Source organism: Acinetobacter sp. neg1 (assembly GCF_000788125.1).
GTDB lineage: Bacteria > Pseudomonadota > Gammaproteobacteria > Pseudomonadales > Moraxellaceae > Acinetobacter > Acinetobacter vivianii.
Genome location: NZ_JSZD01000022.1, coordinates 74946 through 90937 on the forward strand (window position 1 = coordinate 74946; position 15992 = coordinate 90937).

A 15992-nucleotide genomic window follows, 5' to 3' on the forward strand; every position below is an offset into this window, starting at 1 on the left:
AAAACCAGTCAGAACAGCGTAAATTAGCTTCACTTTTGATATTGCGTTCAAGCTTATGATGATCACTTGGATTCTGTTCACCCTGATGGCTGCATTTATGCAGGCTTGGCGCAATGCATTTCAAAAACAACTCAGTACCACCGTGGATGTCTATGGCACCACACTGGCCCGATTCATCTTTTCCCCCATCTTTGCCTTTAGTTATCTGGCCTTTCTCTATCTACATCAGCCCGTCACCGCATCCGTGCATTTTTCCGATAAATTCTGGTTCTATATCGTGATTGCAGGCATTAGCCAGATCTATGCGACTGCCTTGATGGTGAAACTGTTTCAACAAAAGAACTATGCGATTGGCGTGGGACTCGCCAAAAGTGAAGCGATCTTGGCTGCCTTGGTTGGGGTACTGTTCTTACAGGAACATCTCAGTACATGGGGCTGGGTCGGGGTCGTGATTGGGGCATTGGCAGTATTTTTACTTAGTAAAGGTAAGCAACAATCTGATTTGTCTTTAAAAACCTTGATGATTGGATTGGGCAGTGGGCTGTGCTTTGCCATTACTTCTTTATTGGTGCGTGAAGCCAGTTTAGAGTTGAGTATGTTGCCATTTCTACATCGTGCCGCTTGGGTGCTGTGCAGTCTGATCAGTTTTCAATGCATCGTATTACTGATCTATCTCGGATTTTTTAGTCGACCGACGCTGTATAAAATGTGGCAGCGTGTCGGGCTGACCTTGAGAGTGAGTATCTGTAGTTTTCTGGCTTCAGTCGGCTGGTTTAGTGCGATGAGTATGCAAACCGTGGCGATTGTCAAAACATTAGGGCAGGTGGAAATTCTATTCAGTCTATTGATTTCGGCCTTTTTCTTTAAAGAAAAGCTCGCCAAAACTGATCATTTGGGTCTGTGGCTGGTCATTGTCGCCGCGATAATGGTGATTTGGGCCTAAATTAGAAGTCTTATTTGAAAAAATACACATGTAAATTTGAATTTATCGAAATATAAATCGTAGTTTTTTACTGGAAGTGGGAAATATTTCAATATTTATCTTTTAGTATGCAAATTTATTTCATTGAGCGTTAAAAATAGCAGTTTTTAGGAAAACAATCCCACCGTGATCTGCCTAAACTATGTCTCAAGGGTGTGAAAGGGATCGAAAAGAGTAGCATGCACCGATGCTTACAAAGCAAGTGTGTACGTACCCAAAAGGTCTCGATTCGGCTTAGGACGCTATAGATCAAAAGTTTATAGGCAAAGGTTATGGCTTACAAAGTCATAGGTGTTGAAGTAAACAACCTCTGTTTTCCCTTGATACCCTAAAAAATTTAACCAAATAGAAAATAATAATTAGCGCTAAATAATAAAAACTGCATCAATAAAATCAAAAACGAATGTGACCTCCATCCTGTAATCCTGCCAATATGAAGATAAATCGATATTTTTATATTAAAAAACAAAATGATATAATTTTTCTATACCTAAAAATCAAAACATGATCACAGGAACAGGTCAATACAATAATGAATCAGTTTGAACTTAAAATTCGCTATCCACATCAGATGAATCGCAATGAAATTGATGCGCTAGGGACATTTGACCTGACCACGATTTTAAGCAAATTTGAAGAGATGAGCTGGCGTCAGCAACTGGTTCGTCAGTTACAGCTCAATGGTGCCGATACCAGTTTTATCGTGACCGATCTTGATACCGATCAAACCCTTGCAATTACGCTGGACGCTTATGCCAAATCACAACAACTGGAATTTAAGCTGGATAGTGATCTTGTGGTGATTGTCCCTAAAAAAGATGTCTTTGGATTGGTGACTCGTAAAACCAAAGATACCATTGCATTTAAACAGTTGAGTCTGGCGCGGGCAAAAGACTACCTGATTGCCTTTTTAAATCGGGACATTGCCATTCTGGAAGAGAAATATAAAGATAACTTAAGCAAAGGCATTAAAGCCCATTCTTAATTCCTCAACCGCCTTGCCTATAAAATAAGCCTGTTGCGAAACTGTTTTGCAGCACTATAATCGCTGCTCATTTTGTCCCTTTGTCTGCCTGCTTATTTTCTTATGCCTTTAAACGACAACTTTATTTATGCTCCTCCGCAACACGCTTTAGAAATCATTTATGAAGATGAGGACTTGATTGTGGTGAATAAGCCTGCGGGACTATTGTCAGTCATGGGGCGTTTACCCGAGCATCAAGACAGTGCCTATTTACGGGTTTTAGAACAGCATCCAGCTGCCAAAGTGACGCATCGTCTGGATATGGCGACCTCTGGGCTGTTGATGTTTGCCAAGCATCGAGAAGCAGAAGTGGCGGTCAGTAAAATGTTTCAGGCTCGAACCGTCAAAAAATACTATGAAGCACTGGTACAAGGTGAAATTCAGGCCGAGGGGAGTGTTGACGTTCCGCTAATTACCGATTGGGAAAACCGTCCACGTCAGATCGTCCATTTTGAGCTGGGCAAGCAAGCCAAAACCTTATTTCAACGCATCCACTATGATGCAGCAACTGATCAAAGCCGTGTTCGTTTGGAGCCAGTGACAGGTCGTTCACATCAACTGCGGGTGCATATGATGCACATTGGTCATCCGATCATGGGCGATAAGCTCTATCATCCTGAGCCTGCCAAGTTTCATTTAAAACGCATGGCACTACATGCTGCCTATCTAGCATTTCAGCATCCACTTAAGTTGCATGAAATTGAAATTCATTCTGAGGTAAAATTCTAAAAGACAACAATAAGTAGGCAGGCTGATGTATTCGATTCAACAGGTGCACTGGCAGACTTTGCTGCCTATGCAACAAGCACAACTCAAGACTTTGCTGCTCGAAGCCGATCCAGATTGGGCGCAAGTTTCAAGTTATCTGTTTCAATCGAATCTATTCCTCATGCTAGATGAGCAGGCACAGATCATTGCCCAGTTATGTTTACTGGAAACGAATGATCAAGCTGAAATTAAAAATCTGACTGTGGCTGAAAACCATCAAGGGCAGGGCTTGGCTAAAAGATTGATTCAACATGCAATTGAATCTGCCAAACAGATGCATATCCATACTTTATGGGTCAAGACGGGCAACTCCAGTCTGGATCAATTGGCACTTTATCAAAAATGTGGCTTTCGTATGTCGCACATAGAACGTGATGTGTTTAGAGATTATCCGGCGCCGATTTATGAAAATGGGATTCGTTGTTTAGATCAGGTGGTGTTGTGCTTGGACTGTATTGAAATACAGTAAGCCACGATATTTTGGGTTGATCATTTTTTGACTACAATATTCCTATTAACACGTATAAAAATTGAAATAAAAATCGGTTAACCTATAGCCAAATATCAACTCCAAAACACAACAAAGGATATGCATATGACACGTGACTATGACAAATTTCCAGATAATGATAACGGCAACGTACTGTGGCAAATGGTTGAAGATGGCAATGACCTGAATGAGCCACATGAAGTTGAATTTTCGATTGTTTTTGAGAAGCAGGAACAAATTGAAAAATGTGCTTTACACCTTTTGCATCAAGAACAGAAAATTTCCCTGTTTCAGGAAGAACAGCACTCGGACGGTTCTGATCTGTGGGTTCTGAATATTCACGTTAACATGACGCTGGAATACGAAGATATTGCGGATCTGGAAGAATGGATGACCCGTATCGCGCAGGAGTTTAATGGTGAATATGATGGCTGGGGTTGTATGAGCTATATTTATGATGAAGAAGATGAGTAATCTTACTGCTGTTTGAATAAAAGCCCTGAAAAGGGCTTTTTTATTGCTTATGGTTGGATGCTACACACCCATATCCAGATACAAAGATTCTTTCACTTCTTCCATCACCACATAGCTATGCGAAGAAGCAGAGGCTGGCAGTTTTTTCAGTAAATCCCCTAAGAGACGACGGTAGGCACTCATTTCTTTAAGACGCGCCTTCACCAGATAATCAAACTCCCCTGAAATCAGATGGCATTCCAATACTTCTGGGATATCCACCAAATCACGTGCGACCTGATCAAATACATCGCCTGATTTTGCTGACAGTTTAATTTCCAGAAACACTAACAGGTTACGATCGACATATTCAGGATTAAGTCGGGCGTAGTAGCCCATGATGATGCCTTCACGTTCTAAGCGCTTGACCCGTTCTGAACAAGGCGTGGTCGATAAGTTGACCCGTGAAGCCAGTTCACTAATCGCAATACGTCCTTCACGTTGCAAAATATCTAAAATCAGGCGATCAATACGGTCTAATTTACGCATCATATATTCCCTTTTATTTTAGTTTTTCCGTGACGAAAACATTAAATTACCTAGATTATACTCATAAAATCAGTGAAAAAAACTATTGATCCAAAAATATACTAGTTAAATAAACTAGTGTGTGCGTGAGGGAACGACAATGCGCGTAATCGTTTTAGGAAGTGGCGTCATTGGTGTGGCAAGTGCCTATTATCTTGCACAACAAGGTGCGCAAGTGACGGTGCTTGACCGTCAATCAGGACCTGCAAAAGAAACCAGCTTTGGTAACGCAGGCCAAATCTCCCCAGGATATTCAACGCCGTGGGCTGCTCCCGGTATTCCTTTTAAAGCCGTCAAGTGGATGTTCCAGCATCATGCACCGTTAGCCATTAATATTGATGGAAGCATGTGGCAGTTGCAGTGGATGGCACAGATGCTGAAAAACTGTAATCCACAAAGCTATGCGGTGAATAAAGAACGCATGATGCGTGTTGCAGAATATAGCCGTGACTGCTTACGTGACTTAAGAGCGAAAACAGGCATCAACTATGAAAACCGTGCCAAGGGTACGCTACAGGTGTTCCGTAGCGAAGCACAACTTGAAGCGGTGCAGCGTGATATTGAAGTACTCAAAGAGTGTGGCGTTGATTTCGATTTGTTGAACGCTCAAGAATTGGGTGCTGTCGAACCCGCTTTAGCCTTTACCGATAAACTGGTGGGTGGTTTACATTTGCCGAATGATGAAACAGGCGATTGTTACCTCTTTACCAATGCTTTAGCAAAATTGGCGCAAGACTTGGGCGTGGACTTCAAATTCGATCAAAATGTCGAGAATCTGGTTGTTGAAGGCGATCAGATCAAAGGTGTTGTGGTCAATGGTGAAGTCCTGACAGCCGATCGCTATGTCTTGGCATTTGGTAGTTATTCACGTGATTTCCTCAAGCCGCTTGAGCTGAATTTGCCTGTTTATCCAGTGAAAGGTTATTCACTGACTATTCCAATTGTAGAACCAAAATTTGCACCTCAATCAACGGTACTGGATGAAACCTATAAAGTTGCCTTAACGCGCTTTGACCAGCGTATCCGTGTCGGTGGTATGGCAGAACTGAGTGGTTTTAACCTAGGTCTGAAAGAAGATCGTCGTGCCACGCTGGAAATGGTGACTCAGGACTTGTTCCCGGGTGGCGACTTGACTCAGGCATCGTTCTGGACAGGCTTACGTCCGATGACCCCAGACAGTACCCCGATTATTGGTGCAACAAAATATAAGAATCTGTTCCTGAATACAGGTCACGGTACATTGGGTTGGACCATGGCATGTGGTTCTGGCAAATTGATCAGTGATCTGGTGATGAATCATCGCCCAGATATCAGTACAGATGGTTTATCTATTCAGCGTTATTCACACGCCGCATAAATATGGTTTACAAGGAAGTTTAGTATGCCTCGTCCGATTACTGCGGTGATCCATGCCCAAGCCTTACGCCAGAATCTGGCGGTGGTCAGGCAGTCTGTACCCGACAGCAAAGTCTTTGCTGTGGTCAAAGCCAATGCTTATGGGCATGGGATTGAACGGGTCTATGAATCTTTTAAAAGTGCCGATGGTTTTGCTTTACTCGATATCGAGGAAGCAAAACGTTTGCGCGCTTTAGGCTGGACAGGCCCGATTTTACTGCTTGAAGGAATTTTCTCTCCACAAGACCTGTTTGATTGTACACAGTACCAATTAAGTTTTACGGTGCATAGTGAGCAGCAAATGGTCTGGTTACAGCACCATCCGTATCCAGCGCAGTTTGATATTTTCCTGAAAATGAACAGTGGCATGAACCGTTTAGGTTTCAAGCCACAGCAATATCGTGAGATCTGGCAGCAACTTAGCCAATCAGACAAAATTGCCAGTATTACCCATATGATGCATTTCTCTGATGCGGATGGGGAGCGTTTTGGCCAGAAGGGCATTGACTATCAACTCAGCGAATTTGAAGCCACGATTCAGGATTTACCGGGCGAAAGGTCGGTCAGTAATAGTGCTGCAATCTTAAGATATCAGAATCAATTGCAATCGGATTACGTGCGTGGCGGCATCATGCTGTACGGCAGTTCTCCCGATTACCCCAAACACAGCATTCAGGACTGGGGCCTTGCACCGACCATGAGCTTGCGCAGCGAAATCATTGCTGTACAGCAGCTCAATGCCAATGAAAGTGTCGGTTATGGTTCCAGCTATGTGGCCGAACAACCAATCAGGATCGGTATTGTGGCGTGTGGTTATGCCGATGGTTACCAACGGATTTCAGCAACAGGTACGCCAGTACTGGTCAATGGAATTCGAACCCGAACCATTGGTCGTGTCAGCATGGATATGTTGGCGGTGGACTTGACCCCGATCAATGATGCGCAAGTGGGCAGTGAAGTAGTGCTATGGGGCCAATCCAGCACAGGAACAATTTTACCTATTGACGATGTCGCAGCGACCTCAGGCACGATCGGTTATGAACTGATGTGCGGCGTGACGGCACGTGTCAATTTTATCAATCAGGAATAAGGAAATAATCATGTCAAATTCAGATATTCAAAAGATCAATACCAATGAAGTGATGAGTGCTGTAACCGTATTCAATAAGGTGGTGTATTTGTCTGGTCAGGTGCCTAAAAATGCGGATCTGGATATTGAAGGACAAACCCGTGAAATCCTTGCAACGATCGAACAGTTACTTGCTTCAGCAGGGACAGATAAATCTCGCTTGCTATCTGCGCAACTGTTTTTAAAAGATCTTTCAGATTTCCCTGTGGTCAACACCATCTGGATTGACTGGTTAAAAGGTCATGTTGCGCCTTCACGTGCAACCATTCAGGCTGATCTGGTGAATCCAAAGTGGTTGATCGAAATTGCAGTTGTTGCAGCACAAAAATAAAGCGATCCGCTTTATTTTTGCTTAAAAAATATAAAAAAAGAAGAAAAGTAACGTATTTGCAGTAGATAAAACGTAGTGAGATACGTATTTTCTTGCAATTAAAAATGAGTCAGCCCGCAGGAATGGACGGCTAGCAATAGCACAACAATAACAGGCTGGCTCATGAGGGAATCGTAAAAAGGAACTTTTTGTTATGACGGTTACACATCAACAGTCAGAAGGCGAACAGTCGCCCCATGACTTGCAGCGCAAACTCTCTAACCGCCATTTGCAACTGATTGCAATTGGTGGTGCCATCGGTACGGGCCTGTTCATGGGCTCAGGAAAAACCATTTCACTTGCAGGCCCATCGATTCTGTTTATTTACATGATTATCGGTGGCATGTTTTTCTTTTTGATGCGTGCACTCGGCGAGTTGCTGCTGGCAAATTTACACTATAAATCTTTTGTGGACATGGCTCATGACCTGATTGGGCCTTGGGCTGGTTATTATCTAGGCTGGACTTACTGGTTGGGCTGGGTACTGGTCGGGATTGCCGATCTGGCCGCCGTGATCAATTATTTAACTTTCTGGTTGCCCGAAGGAACCATGTTTACCCCGATCGGGCAGGCCGCGATCAGTGCAGGCTGTGTCCTGTTTGTGCTGTTCTTAAACCTGCTGACGGTACGTTTGTTTGGTGAAGTTGAATTCTGGTTTGCCTTGATCAAGATTCTGGCGATCCTCGGTTTAATTGGCGTTGGCGGCTATATGATCTTTAGCCATTTTCAGGCTCCGCATGGGACGGTCGCATCGCTCAGTAATGTCTGGTCTCATGGCGGGATGTTCCCTAAAGGACTGGATGGTTTCTTGGCGGGTTTCCAGATCGCAGTCTTTGCCTTTGTCGGGGTAGAGCTGATTGGAACGACCGCGGCTGAAACCAAAGATCCGCATAAGAACTTGCCAAAAGCGATTAATGCGATTCCGATCCGTATTATTCTGTTTTACGTACTGGCTTTATTGGTGGTGATGTCGGTCACGCCATGGAATATTATTCGTGCGGACAAGAGTCCATTTGTGGAATTGTTCATGAATGCGGGGATTGTGACCTCGGCCATTATCATGAATCTGGTGGTGCTATCTTCGGTAATGTCTTCCATGAACAGTGGGGTATTCTCGACCAGCCGTATGTTGTTTGGTCTATCTAAAGATGGTCAGGCACCGAATGCATTTGGGCGATTATCAAAAAGTGCTGTACCTGCTAATGGTTTGATCTTTTCATGTGTGTTCATTATGGGTGGGGCAGTACTGCAATACTTTGTACCGAATACCCTTGAAGCCTTTACTTTGGCAAGCTCCCTCTGTGTGATTCTGTTCATTAGTGTCTGGAGTCTGATTATGGTGTGCTATATCCGCTACCGTAAGTTACGCCCAGAATTACATGCTCAATCGAAGTTTAAAATGCCAGGTGGTGTATTCATGTCCTATGTCGTGATTGCCTTCTTGCTGTTTGCACTGGTGATTTTGGCATTGGAACCAGATACTTTAAAAGCACTCTATGTCAGTCCATTATGGGTGATTTTGTTGGCGGTGACCTATCAGTTGCTGTATAAGCCAAGAATGAAAAAACTCGGTCGTGAACTGGTGCAATAAATCATAGCGAATTGATTAAAGGCCGATCTATAGAGATCGGCTTTTTTATGCTTTGCTTGAATGGGTTTAATCCACCAGTAACTGTTGGTATTGATCTGCCTGTTTGCGTAAATAATCCCAAACCAGCTTAATGCGCGGATCATGTTGTAGATCCACAAAAGTCAGCATCCAGAAGGTATGGGTAAAGCGCACTTGCTGTTCTAACACGGCTTCAAGCTCAGGTTTATCATCGGCCAGAAACTTGGGCAAAATGGCCAGTCCTGCGCCTGCACTCACTGCAATTTGTTGTGCCAGAATACTGCTGCTCCGGAAGTTGGCGGTTAGCTTCAAGGGTAAGCGTTCCAGACAATACAGCTCAGGGCTATACACCAGATCATCAATATAATTGACAAAACGATGTTGGGTTAAATCATCCAGCCCACGAATTGGCGGGTTTTGTGCCAGATAGTGCTGACTGCCATAAATCTTTAAACAATAATCAGAGAGTCTCGTAATAATATAAGGTCCCGATGTTGGACGCTCAATCGACACCACAATATCCGCTTCACGGTGCGACAACTTAATCATTTTCGGTACGGGAATCAGGTCAATGGTGAGCAATGGATATTGGATCGAAAACTCCGCCAGCAAACGGGCTAAAAATGCGGTACCAAAGCCTTCGGGTGTGCCAATTCGCACACGACCTTGTAAGGGCTGATGCGGTTTATCAATCTGTAGGAAGGCCTGTTCCATTTGCTCAACACGTGGGACTAGCGCCATACCTTCAAGGGTAAGCTCATACCCCGTTGCTTCACGTTTAAATAAAGTGGTGCCTAAAGCCTGTTCCAAAGCCTGAATGCGTCTGGCGACAGTACTATGTTCGACCCCAATCACGCGTGCTGCATTGGTCAAGGTCTTGGTTCTTGCCAAAACCAGAAAAAATTGTAGATGATCCCAATCCACTTTCATTGTTATTGTATTCCCTGTGCATATTTGCACAATAATCGTGCATGAATTTCCATTGGTGGTCAAAGCTTTCTTTGTTAGTCTCAGATAAAAGCCCAATCAGGAAAATACCACCAAAGTGTATTTCCGATGATTTAACACAATAAAAATACGACCTATGGAGAGGTTATGAATACAATCCAGAACATCCAGTTGGAAACCGCCAAATTACTCATTAACGGCAATTTTATCGAGTCTGAAACACAGCAATGGCAAGACATTGTCAACCCTGCGACTCAGGAAGTGATTGGTCGTGTACCCTTTGCAACGACTCAGGAAGTTGATGCGGCGATCCAGGCTGCACAAGACGCTTTTGCTTCATGGCGTCAAACCCCGATTCAGGCACGTATGCGTATCATGCTCAAACTGCAAGAACTGATTCGTGCCAACATGAAAGAAATTGCACAGGTACTGACTGCCGAACAAGGTAAAACGCTGGCGGATGCGGAAGGTGATATTCAACGCGGTTTAGAGGTGGTTGAACATGCCTGTTCAGTCGGAACCTTGCAAATGGGTGAATACGTCGAAGGTGTGGCGCGTGGTGTTGATACGTATACCTTGCAGCAGCCGTTGGGCGTGTGCGCGGGCATTACGCCGTTTAATTTCCCAGCCATGATTCCGTTGTGGATGTTCCCGATGGCGATCGTCTGTGGCAATACCTTTGTTTTAAAACCATCTGAACAAGATCCGCTGTCGACTATGATGCTGGTAGAACTGGCGATTCAGGCAGGCATTCCAGCGGGTGTGCTCAATGTTGTGCATGGCGGTAAAGAAGTGGTGGATCGCCTATGTACTCATACTGATATTAAAGCGATTTCATTTGTTGGTTCGACTGCGGTCGGCACACATGTCTATAACCTTGCAGGGCAACATGGCAAACGTGTGCAGTCGATGATGGGTGCCAAAAATCACGTCGCCGTGATGCCAGATGCCAATAAGGAACAAACCCTGAATGCTTTGGTCGGTGCGGCTTTTGGTGCAGCAGGGCAACGCTGTATGGCGTTGTCAGTTGCGGTGATGGTTGGTGATAGTAAACACTGGATTCCAGAATTGGTTGAAAAAGCCAAGACTTTAAAAGTGAATGCAGGGCATGAGCCAAATACCGATATTGGTCCAGTCATTTCAAAACGTGCCAAAGCCCGTGTACTGGATTTGATTCATAGCGGTGTCGAGCAAGGTGCAGAGCTGCTACTTGATGGTCGTGATGTTCAGGTGCAAGGCTATGAAGCCGGCAACTTTGTTGGGGCGACGATTTTTAGTGGCGTGAATACCGACATGCGTATTTATAAAGAAGAAATCTTTGGCCCAGTACTGTCGATTATTTGTGTTGATACGCTTGAAGAAGCAATTGCGTTGATCAATGCTAATCCATTTGGTAATGGCGTAGGATTATTCACGCAAAGTGGCGCGATTGCGCGTACTTTCCAGAACCTGATTGATATCGGTCAGGTCGGTATCAACATTCCAATTCCAGTGCCTGTACCCTTCTTTAGCTTTACCGGTTCCCGTGGTTCAAAACTTGGTGATTTGGGACCTTACGGCAAACAGGCAGTGCAGTTCTATACACAAACCAAAACCATTACCAGTCGCTGGTTTGAAGACAGCCACGAAGTGGGCACTGTAAACACGACCATTAGTTTACGTTAAGGGGATCACGGATGAATATCGCCTTTATCGGTCTAGGTAATATGGGCGGCAGAATGGCTCAAAACCTGCTCAAAGCCGGACTTACAGTATATGGTTATGACCTCAGCGAAGGGGCAATTCAGCACTTTGCCGAGGCGGGTGGTGTGGTTTGCGACAGCCCGCAAGCAGCAGCGAAACAAGCTGACGTGGTAATTAGCATGTTACCTGCGGCAAAGCATGTTAAAGAGGTGTATCTGGGCGAAGATGGCGTGCTGGAAGTGCTGAAAGCAGGCAGCTTATGCATTGATAGCAGTACCATTGACCCACAAACCATTAAAGACATTGCTGCCATTGCCCAAAGTAAAAATATTCATATTTGCGATGCGCCTGTTTCAGGTGGCACCATTGGTGCACAAGCGGGTACGCTGACCTTTATGGTCGGTGCAAATGATCAGACCTTTGATGAAGTGAAACCTGTACTCAGTCACATGGGCAAAAACGTGGTGCATTGTGGCGATGTCGGTGCAGGGCAGATTGCCAAAATCTGCAATAACCTGATTCTCGGGATTTCCATGGCTGCGGTGGCTGAAGGAATGGCATTGGGTGCCAAGCTTGGCATTGATCCACAAGCTTTGGCAGGCGTGATCAACACTTCAAGCGGTCGTTGCTGGAGTTCGGAAGTCTGTAACCCGTGGCCACATATCAGTGAAAATGCTCCTGCCTCTCGTGGCTATCAGGATGGTTTTGCCACGCAGTTAATGCTGAAAGATTTGGGGCTTGCAGTTGAAGCTGCAGGGCAGGTGAAGCAGCCTGTGGTATTAGGCGGAATGGTGCAGCAGCTGTATCAGCAAATGTGCATGCGTGGTCATGCGCATCTCGATTTTTCTAGCATTATTCAGCAATACCTGCCGCCAGAGGCATAAAAACTAAAGCCAAAGGATGGCTTTTATTCAGAAATTAAACCCTGTCATGAATAACAATGAATCCAGACTGAGGGAACACAGATGTTGAATTATAAAGAGACGGTACAGGCTTTCGATCTGGAAAGTACTGCAAAACAAATGCTATCAGGTTCAATGGATGCACTGAATGCCTGTTATGAATGTTGTGATCGACATGCGCAAGGCGACAAAATCGCGTTGTATTGGCAAGGCAAAGATGGTCGAAAAGAACAATATCCCTTTCGCCAGTTACAGCAATGGTCGAGTCAATTTGCCAACTTTTTAAAGTCGCAAGGTGTGGAAGCAGGTGATCGTATTTCAGGTCTATTGCCGAGAACGCCTGAACTGCTGGTGACGATTTTCGCGGCTTGGCGTATTGGCGCCGTATATCAGCCCTTATTTACAGCCTTTGGGCCCAAGGCAATTGAGCATCGTCTGCAACTGGCACAAAGTAAGCTGGTGGTAACCGATGTGGCGAACCGCAGCAAACTGGATGAGATCGAACATTGTCCAGCGATTGTCACGGTTGCTGATCCACAAGGTGCGCCGCTGAAGTCAGGTGATTTCAATTTTTGGGATGAAGTGAATCAGCAGTCTGATCAATGTGAATTGGTGATGCGAAGCATCCAGGATCCCTTTCTACTCATGTTTACCTCGGGCACCACAGGGCCTGCCAAACCGCTAGAAGTGCCGTTAAAAGCCTTGCTGGCTTTTGGTCGTTATATGCAAGATGCCATTGGTTTGAGAGAAGAAGATTCGTTTTGGAATATTGCCGATCCAGGTTGGGCTTATGGTTTGTATTACGCCATTACAGGGCCACTATTCTTGGGTCATGCCACCTTGTTCTACGAAGGGGGCTTTAGTACCGATAGCCTGTGTCAGATCGTAAAGGATTATCAGATTACCAATCTGGCTGGAGCGCCAACGGCTTATCGCATGATGATGGCGGCTGATCCTGCTCAGATGGCGCTGTTAAAAGGCCAGTTCCGTGTGGTTAGCAGTGCGGGCGAACCGTTGAATCCTGAAGTGATTCGCTGGTTTAAGCAGGTTCTGGATGCCCCAATTTATGACCATTATGGACAGACTGAGGTCGGCATGGTGGTGTGTAATCATCATGGTTTAACTCATGAGATTCGTGCAGGTTCGGCAGGTTTTGCGAGTGCGGGTTATCGCGTTGCGGTGGTCAATGAACAGGGTGAGGAGCTTCCAGCGGATACCCCAGGAATTCTAGCCGTGGATATTCGCCAGTCTCCAATGATGTGGTTTAGCGGCTATAAAGAAAGTCGTAAATCCCCTTTTGTTGGGCACTACTATCTCACAGGTGATACCGCCGAGTTACATGCGGATGGCAGCATGAGCTTTGTTGGTCGTAGTGATGACGTAATCACCACATCGGGTTATCGGATCGGGCCTTTTGATGTGGAAAGTGCTTTGCTGGAACATGATGCTGTAGTTGAAGCAGCCGTAATTGGTGTACCAGATCCTGACCGTACCGAAGTAGTGAAGGCTTTCGTGATTTTGGCTGCGGGTATTCAACCTTTGGAACAGTTGGCGGAAGAGCTGAGCCAATTTGTGAAAAAACGCTTATCAGCACATGCTTATCCACGATTGGTCGAGTTCGTGACTGAACTGCCGAAAACACCAAGTGGCAAAATTCAGCGCTTTTTATTACGTAATCAGGAAATTGCGAAACAGCAAGCAAAGGCAGGGTAAGGAACACAAGATGCAATTGACCGAAGAACAAGTCTTAATACGTGATATGGCGAAAAGTTTCGCCCAAGAACAGATTAAACCTAATGCCAGTGATTGGGATCGACATGGTACATTTCCAAAAGATGCACTTGCACAAATGGGGCAGCTCGGTTTTATGGGCATGTTGATTCCTGAGCAATGGGGCGGTTCTGACACAGGTAATTTGGCCTATGTGTTGGCACTTGAAGAAGTCGCTGCGGCAGATGGTGCGACCTCAACCATTATGAGTGTACATAACTCGGTGGGCTGTGTGCCGATTTTAAAATTTGGTACCGATGAGCAAAAAGAACGCTTTTTAAAACCATTGGCACAGGGTGAAATGATCGGTGCTTTTGCCCTGACTGAACCGCATACAGGTTCAGATGCGGCAGCCATTAAAACCCGCGCGGTGAAAGATGGCGATGACTACATTCTGAATGGTGCCAAGCAATTTATTACCTCGGGTGATAATGCAGGCGTGATTATCGTATTTGCCGTGACTGATCCAAGTGCGGGTAAAAAGGGCATCAGTGCCTTCCTTGTGCCACGCGAGACAGCGGGTTATGAAGTGATTCGGGTGGAAGAAAAACTTGGCTTACATGCTTCGGATACCTGCCAGATTGCCCTGACAGATGTACGTATTGATAAAAGCCTGATGCTGGGTAAAGAAGGTGAAGGTTTAAAAATCGCGCTTGCCAATCTGGAAGGTGGTCGTATTGGCATTGCCGCACAGGCAGTCGGTCTGGCACGGGCGGCATTGGAAGAAGCCACGCGCTATGCCAAAGAACGATTAACCTTTGGTAAACCAATTTTTGAGCATCAGGCACTGGCATTCCGTCTTGCCAGTATGGCGACCGAGATCGAAGCGGCCCGACAACTGGTGCATTACGCTGCACGGCTCAAAGAAGCAGGGCAACCCTGTCTCAATGAAGCGTCAATGGCCAAGCTATTTGCCTCAGAAATGACAGAGCGCGTCTGTTCAAACGCATTACAGGTATTTGGTGGCTATGGCTATCTGAAAGACTTCCCGATTGAACGGATCTACCGTGATGCACGTATTTGTCAGATTTATGAAGGCACTAGCGATATCCAGCGTTTAGTGATCGCACGTAGTCTATAAAAGCAAAGCAAGGAATAAAGCATGCAGTGGAACAGTATTTTATTAGAAAAGCGTAATGGTGTTGGACTGATTACTCTCAATCGTCCGCAAGCCTTGAATGCGCTGAATAGTGAATCGATTAGTGAAATCAATCAGGCGTTGGATGCGTTAGAGAAAGATCGTGAGATTGGCTGCATCGTATTGGCAGGTTCTGAAAAGGCTTTTGCTGCAGGTGCAGATATTAAGGAAATGGCTGATCTGGCATTTCCAGATATTTACTTCGACGACTTTTTCCATCTGGCAGATCGTATCGCGCAACGCCGTAAACCGCTTATTGCTGCAGTGAGTGGCTATGCTCTGGGTGGTGGTTGTGAACTGGCATTGATGTGTGACTTTATCTATTGTGCAGACAATGCCAAGTTTGGTTTACCCGAAGTGACTTTAGGTGTTATCCCAGGCATTGGCGGTACACAGCGTTTAACCCATGCGATTGGGAAAGCCAAAGCCATGGAAATGTGCTTTACCGCACGGCAAATGGGTGCAGTAGAGGCAGAGCAAAGTGGTCTGGTGGCACGTGTGTTTGGCAAAGAAGAATTACTGGAACAAACCTTGCAAGCCGCAGAAAAAATTGCAGCACGCTCTTTGACTGCCAATATGATGCTGAAAGAAACCATCAATCGTGCCTTCGAGGTCAATCTCACTGAAGGTTTGCGTTTTGAACGTCGTATGTTCCATTCGATTTTTGCAACTTCGGATCAAAAAGAGGGGATGCAGGCCTTTGTGGAAAAACGGCAGGCAAACTTTAAAAATCAATAAGGGAT

16 protein-coding genes are annotated in these 15992 nt (G+C 45.3%); 14 read left to right on the forward strand and 2 right to left on the reverse strand.

The genetic code is table 11. From position 1 onward, the window contains the following. Nucleotides 1–55 precede the first annotated feature (55 nt). The 5 genes from PJ15_RS17725 (at nt 56) to PJ15_RS17745 (ending at nt 3738) form a co-directional block, all read left to right on the forward strand. Nucleotides 56–943, forward strand: a complete 888-nt coding sequence (locus PJ15_RS17725; RefSeq protein WP_047433044.1) for a DMT family transporter — start codon at nt 56–58, stop codon at nt 941–943. A 571-nt stretch (nt 944–1514) separates the two neighbouring features. Next, entirely contained in the window at nt 1515–1967 is a 453-nt protein-coding gene (locus PJ15_RS17730) for a hypothetical protein (RefSeq protein WP_047433046.1), read from the forward strand. Between the two features lie 102 nt (nt 1968–2069). Beyond that, nucleotides 2070–2735 carry an RluA family pseudouridine synthase gene (locus tag PJ15_RS17735; protein WP_047433049.1) on the forward strand — a complete coding sequence of 222 codons (666 nt, stop codon included), beginning with the start codon at nt 2070–2072 and terminating at the stop codon, nt 2733–2735. Nucleotides 2736–2760: 25 nt separating this feature from the next. Beyond that, a complete protein-coding gene (locus PJ15_RS17740) occupies nt 2761–3243 on the forward strand; it encodes a GNAT family N-acetyltransferase (protein WP_047433052.1) in 483 nt (160 codons plus the stop codon). Between the two features lie 126 nt (nt 3244–3369). After that, complete coding sequence (locus tag PJ15_RS17745) at nt 3370–3738, forward strand: ribonuclease E inhibitor RraB (RefSeq protein ID WP_005255750.1); 369 nt, start codon at nt 3370–3372, stop codon at nt 3736–3738. A 60-nt stretch (nt 3739–3798) separates the two neighbouring features. Here PJ15_RS17745 and PJ15_RS17750 read toward each other — a convergent pair whose 3' ends face one another. Continuing rightward, nucleotides 3799–4266, reverse strand: a complete 468-nt coding sequence (locus tag PJ15_RS17750; RefSeq protein ID WP_004773316.1) for an Lrp/AsnC ligand binding domain-containing protein — start codon at nt 4264–4266, stop codon at nt 3799–3801. Nucleotides 4267–4405: 139 nt separating this feature from the next. On the opposite strand from PJ15_RS17750, the gene PJ15_RS17755 reads away from it, so the two are divergent. The 4 genes from PJ15_RS17755 to PJ15_RS17770 all read left to right on the forward strand — a co-directional run bounded on the left by PJ15_RS17755 (nt 4406) and on the right by PJ15_RS17770 (nt 8790). Continuing rightward, nucleotides 4406–5662: a D-amino acid dehydrogenase gene (locus PJ15_RS17755; protein WP_047433055.1), complete on the forward strand. Its 1257-nt coding sequence runs from the start codon at nt 4406–4408 to the stop codon at nt 5660–5662. Between the two features lie 24 nt (nt 5663–5686). Then, complete coding sequence (alr, locus tag PJ15_RS17760; protein WP_047433057.1) at nt 5687–6790, forward strand: alanine racemase; 1104 nt, start codon at nt 5687–5689, stop codon at nt 6788–6790. A 10-nt stretch (nt 6791–6800) separates the two neighbouring features. Then, the gene (locus PJ15_RS17765; RefSeq protein WP_005290913.1) at nt 6801–7160 is read left to right on the forward strand and encodes a RidA family protein; all 360 of its coding nucleotides are present in this window, start codon (nt 6801–6803) and stop codon (nt 7158–7160) included. 193 nt (nt 7161–7353) lie between these two features. Continuing rightward, nucleotides 7354–8790, forward strand: coding sequence for an amino acid permease (locus PJ15_RS17770; protein ID WP_005255738.1), 1437 nt, complete (start codon nt 7354–7356; stop codon nt 8788–8790). A gap of 66 nt (nt 8791–8856) precedes the next feature. On the opposite strand, the gene PJ15_RS17775 is transcribed toward PJ15_RS17770, so the two are convergent. Next, nucleotides 8857–9738, reverse strand: coding sequence for a LysR family transcriptional regulator (locus PJ15_RS17775; RefSeq protein WP_004773305.1), 882 nt, complete (start codon nt 9736–9738; stop codon nt 8857–8859). 165 nt (nt 9739–9903) lie between these two features. On the opposite strand from PJ15_RS17775, the gene PJ15_RS17780 reads away from it, so the two are divergent. The 5 genes from PJ15_RS17780 to PJ15_RS17800 all read left to right on the forward strand — a co-directional run bounded on the left by PJ15_RS17780 (nt 9904) and on the right by PJ15_RS17800 (nt 15987). Next, on the forward strand, nt 9904–11421 hold the full coding sequence (locus PJ15_RS17780) for a CoA-acylating methylmalonate-semialdehyde dehydrogenase (protein ID WP_047433061.1): 1518 nt from the start codon (nt 9904–9906) through the stop codon (nt 11419–11421). Nucleotides 11422–11432: 11 nt separating this feature from the next. Then, a complete protein-coding gene (gene mmsB, locus PJ15_RS17785) occupies nt 11433–12323 on the forward strand; it encodes a 3-hydroxyisobutyrate dehydrogenase (protein WP_047433064.1) in 891 nt (296 codons plus the stop codon). Nucleotides 12324–12404: 81 nt separating this feature from the next. Further along, the gene (locus tag PJ15_RS17790; RefSeq protein ID WP_047433068.1) at nt 12405–14054 is read left to right on the forward strand and encodes an AMP-binding protein; all 1650 of its coding nucleotides are present in this window, start codon (nt 12405–12407) and stop codon (nt 14052–14054) included. Between the two features lie 10 nt (nt 14055–14064). After that, complete coding sequence (locus PJ15_RS17795) at nt 14065–15192, forward strand: acyl-CoA dehydrogenase family protein (protein ID WP_047433070.1); 1128 nt, start codon at nt 14065–14067, stop codon at nt 15190–15192. Between the two features lie 21 nt (nt 15193–15213). Then, on the forward strand, nt 15214–15987 hold the full coding sequence (locus PJ15_RS17800; protein WP_047433072.1) for an enoyl-CoA hydratase: 774 nt from the start codon (nt 15214–15216) through the stop codon (nt 15985–15987). The last annotated feature ends 5 nt before the right edge of the window (nt 15988–15992 follow it).

Coding starts and splice junctions, on each gene's coding strand:
- PJ15_RS17725 (WP_047433044.1), top strand. CDS start 56: ATGATGATCACTTGGATTCTGTTCACCCTGATGGCTGCATTTATGCAG.
- PJ15_RS17730 (WP_047433046.1), top strand. CDS start 1,515: ATGAATCAGTTTGAACTTAAAATTCGCTATCCACATCAGATGAATCGC.
- PJ15_RS17735 (WP_047433049.1), top strand. CDS start 2,070: ATGCCTTTAAACGACAACTTTATTTATGCTCCTCCGCAACACGCTTTA.
- PJ15_RS17740 (WP_047433052.1), top strand. CDS start 2,761: ATGTATTCGATTCAACAGGTGCACTGGCAGACTTTGCTGCCTATGCAA.
- PJ15_RS17745 (WP_005255750.1), top strand. CDS start 3,370: ATGACACGTGACTATGACAAATTTCCAGATAATGATAACGGCAACGTA.
- PJ15_RS17750 (WP_004773316.1), bottom strand. CDS start 4,266: ATGCGTAAATTAGACCGTATTGATCGCCTGATTTTAGATATTTTGCAA.
- PJ15_RS17755 (WP_047433055.1), top strand. CDS start 4,406: ATGCGCGTAATCGTTTTAGGAAGTGGCGTCATTGGTGTGGCAAGTGCC.
- alr (WP_047433057.1), top strand. CDS start 5,687: ATGCCTCGTCCGATTACTGCGGTGATCCATGCCCAAGCCTTACGCCAG.
- PJ15_RS17765 (WP_005290913.1), top strand. CDS start 6,801: ATGTCAAATTCAGATATTCAAAAGATCAATACCAATGAAGTGATGAGT.
- PJ15_RS17770 (WP_005255738.1), top strand. CDS start 7,354: ATGACGGTTACACATCAACAGTCAGAAGGCGAACAGTCGCCCCATGAC.
- PJ15_RS17775 (WP_004773305.1), bottom strand. CDS start 9,738: ATGAAAGTGGATTGGGATCATCTACAATTTTTTCTGGTTTTGGCAAGA.
- PJ15_RS17780 (WP_047433061.1), top strand. CDS start 9,904: ATGAATACAATCCAGAACATCCAGTTGGAAACCGCCAAATTACTCATT.
- mmsB (WP_047433064.1), top strand. CDS start 11,433: ATGAATATCGCCTTTATCGGTCTAGGTAATATGGGCGGCAGAATGGCT.
- PJ15_RS17790 (WP_047433068.1), top strand. CDS start 12,405: ATGTTGAATTATAAAGAGACGGTACAGGCTTTCGATCTGGAAAGTACT.
- PJ15_RS17795 (WP_047433070.1), top strand. CDS start 14,065: ATGCAATTGACCGAAGAACAAGTCTTAATACGTGATATGGCGAAAAGT.
- PJ15_RS17800 (WP_047433072.1), top strand. CDS start 15,214: ATGCAGTGGAACAGTATTTTATTAGAAAAGCGTAATGGTGTTGGACTG.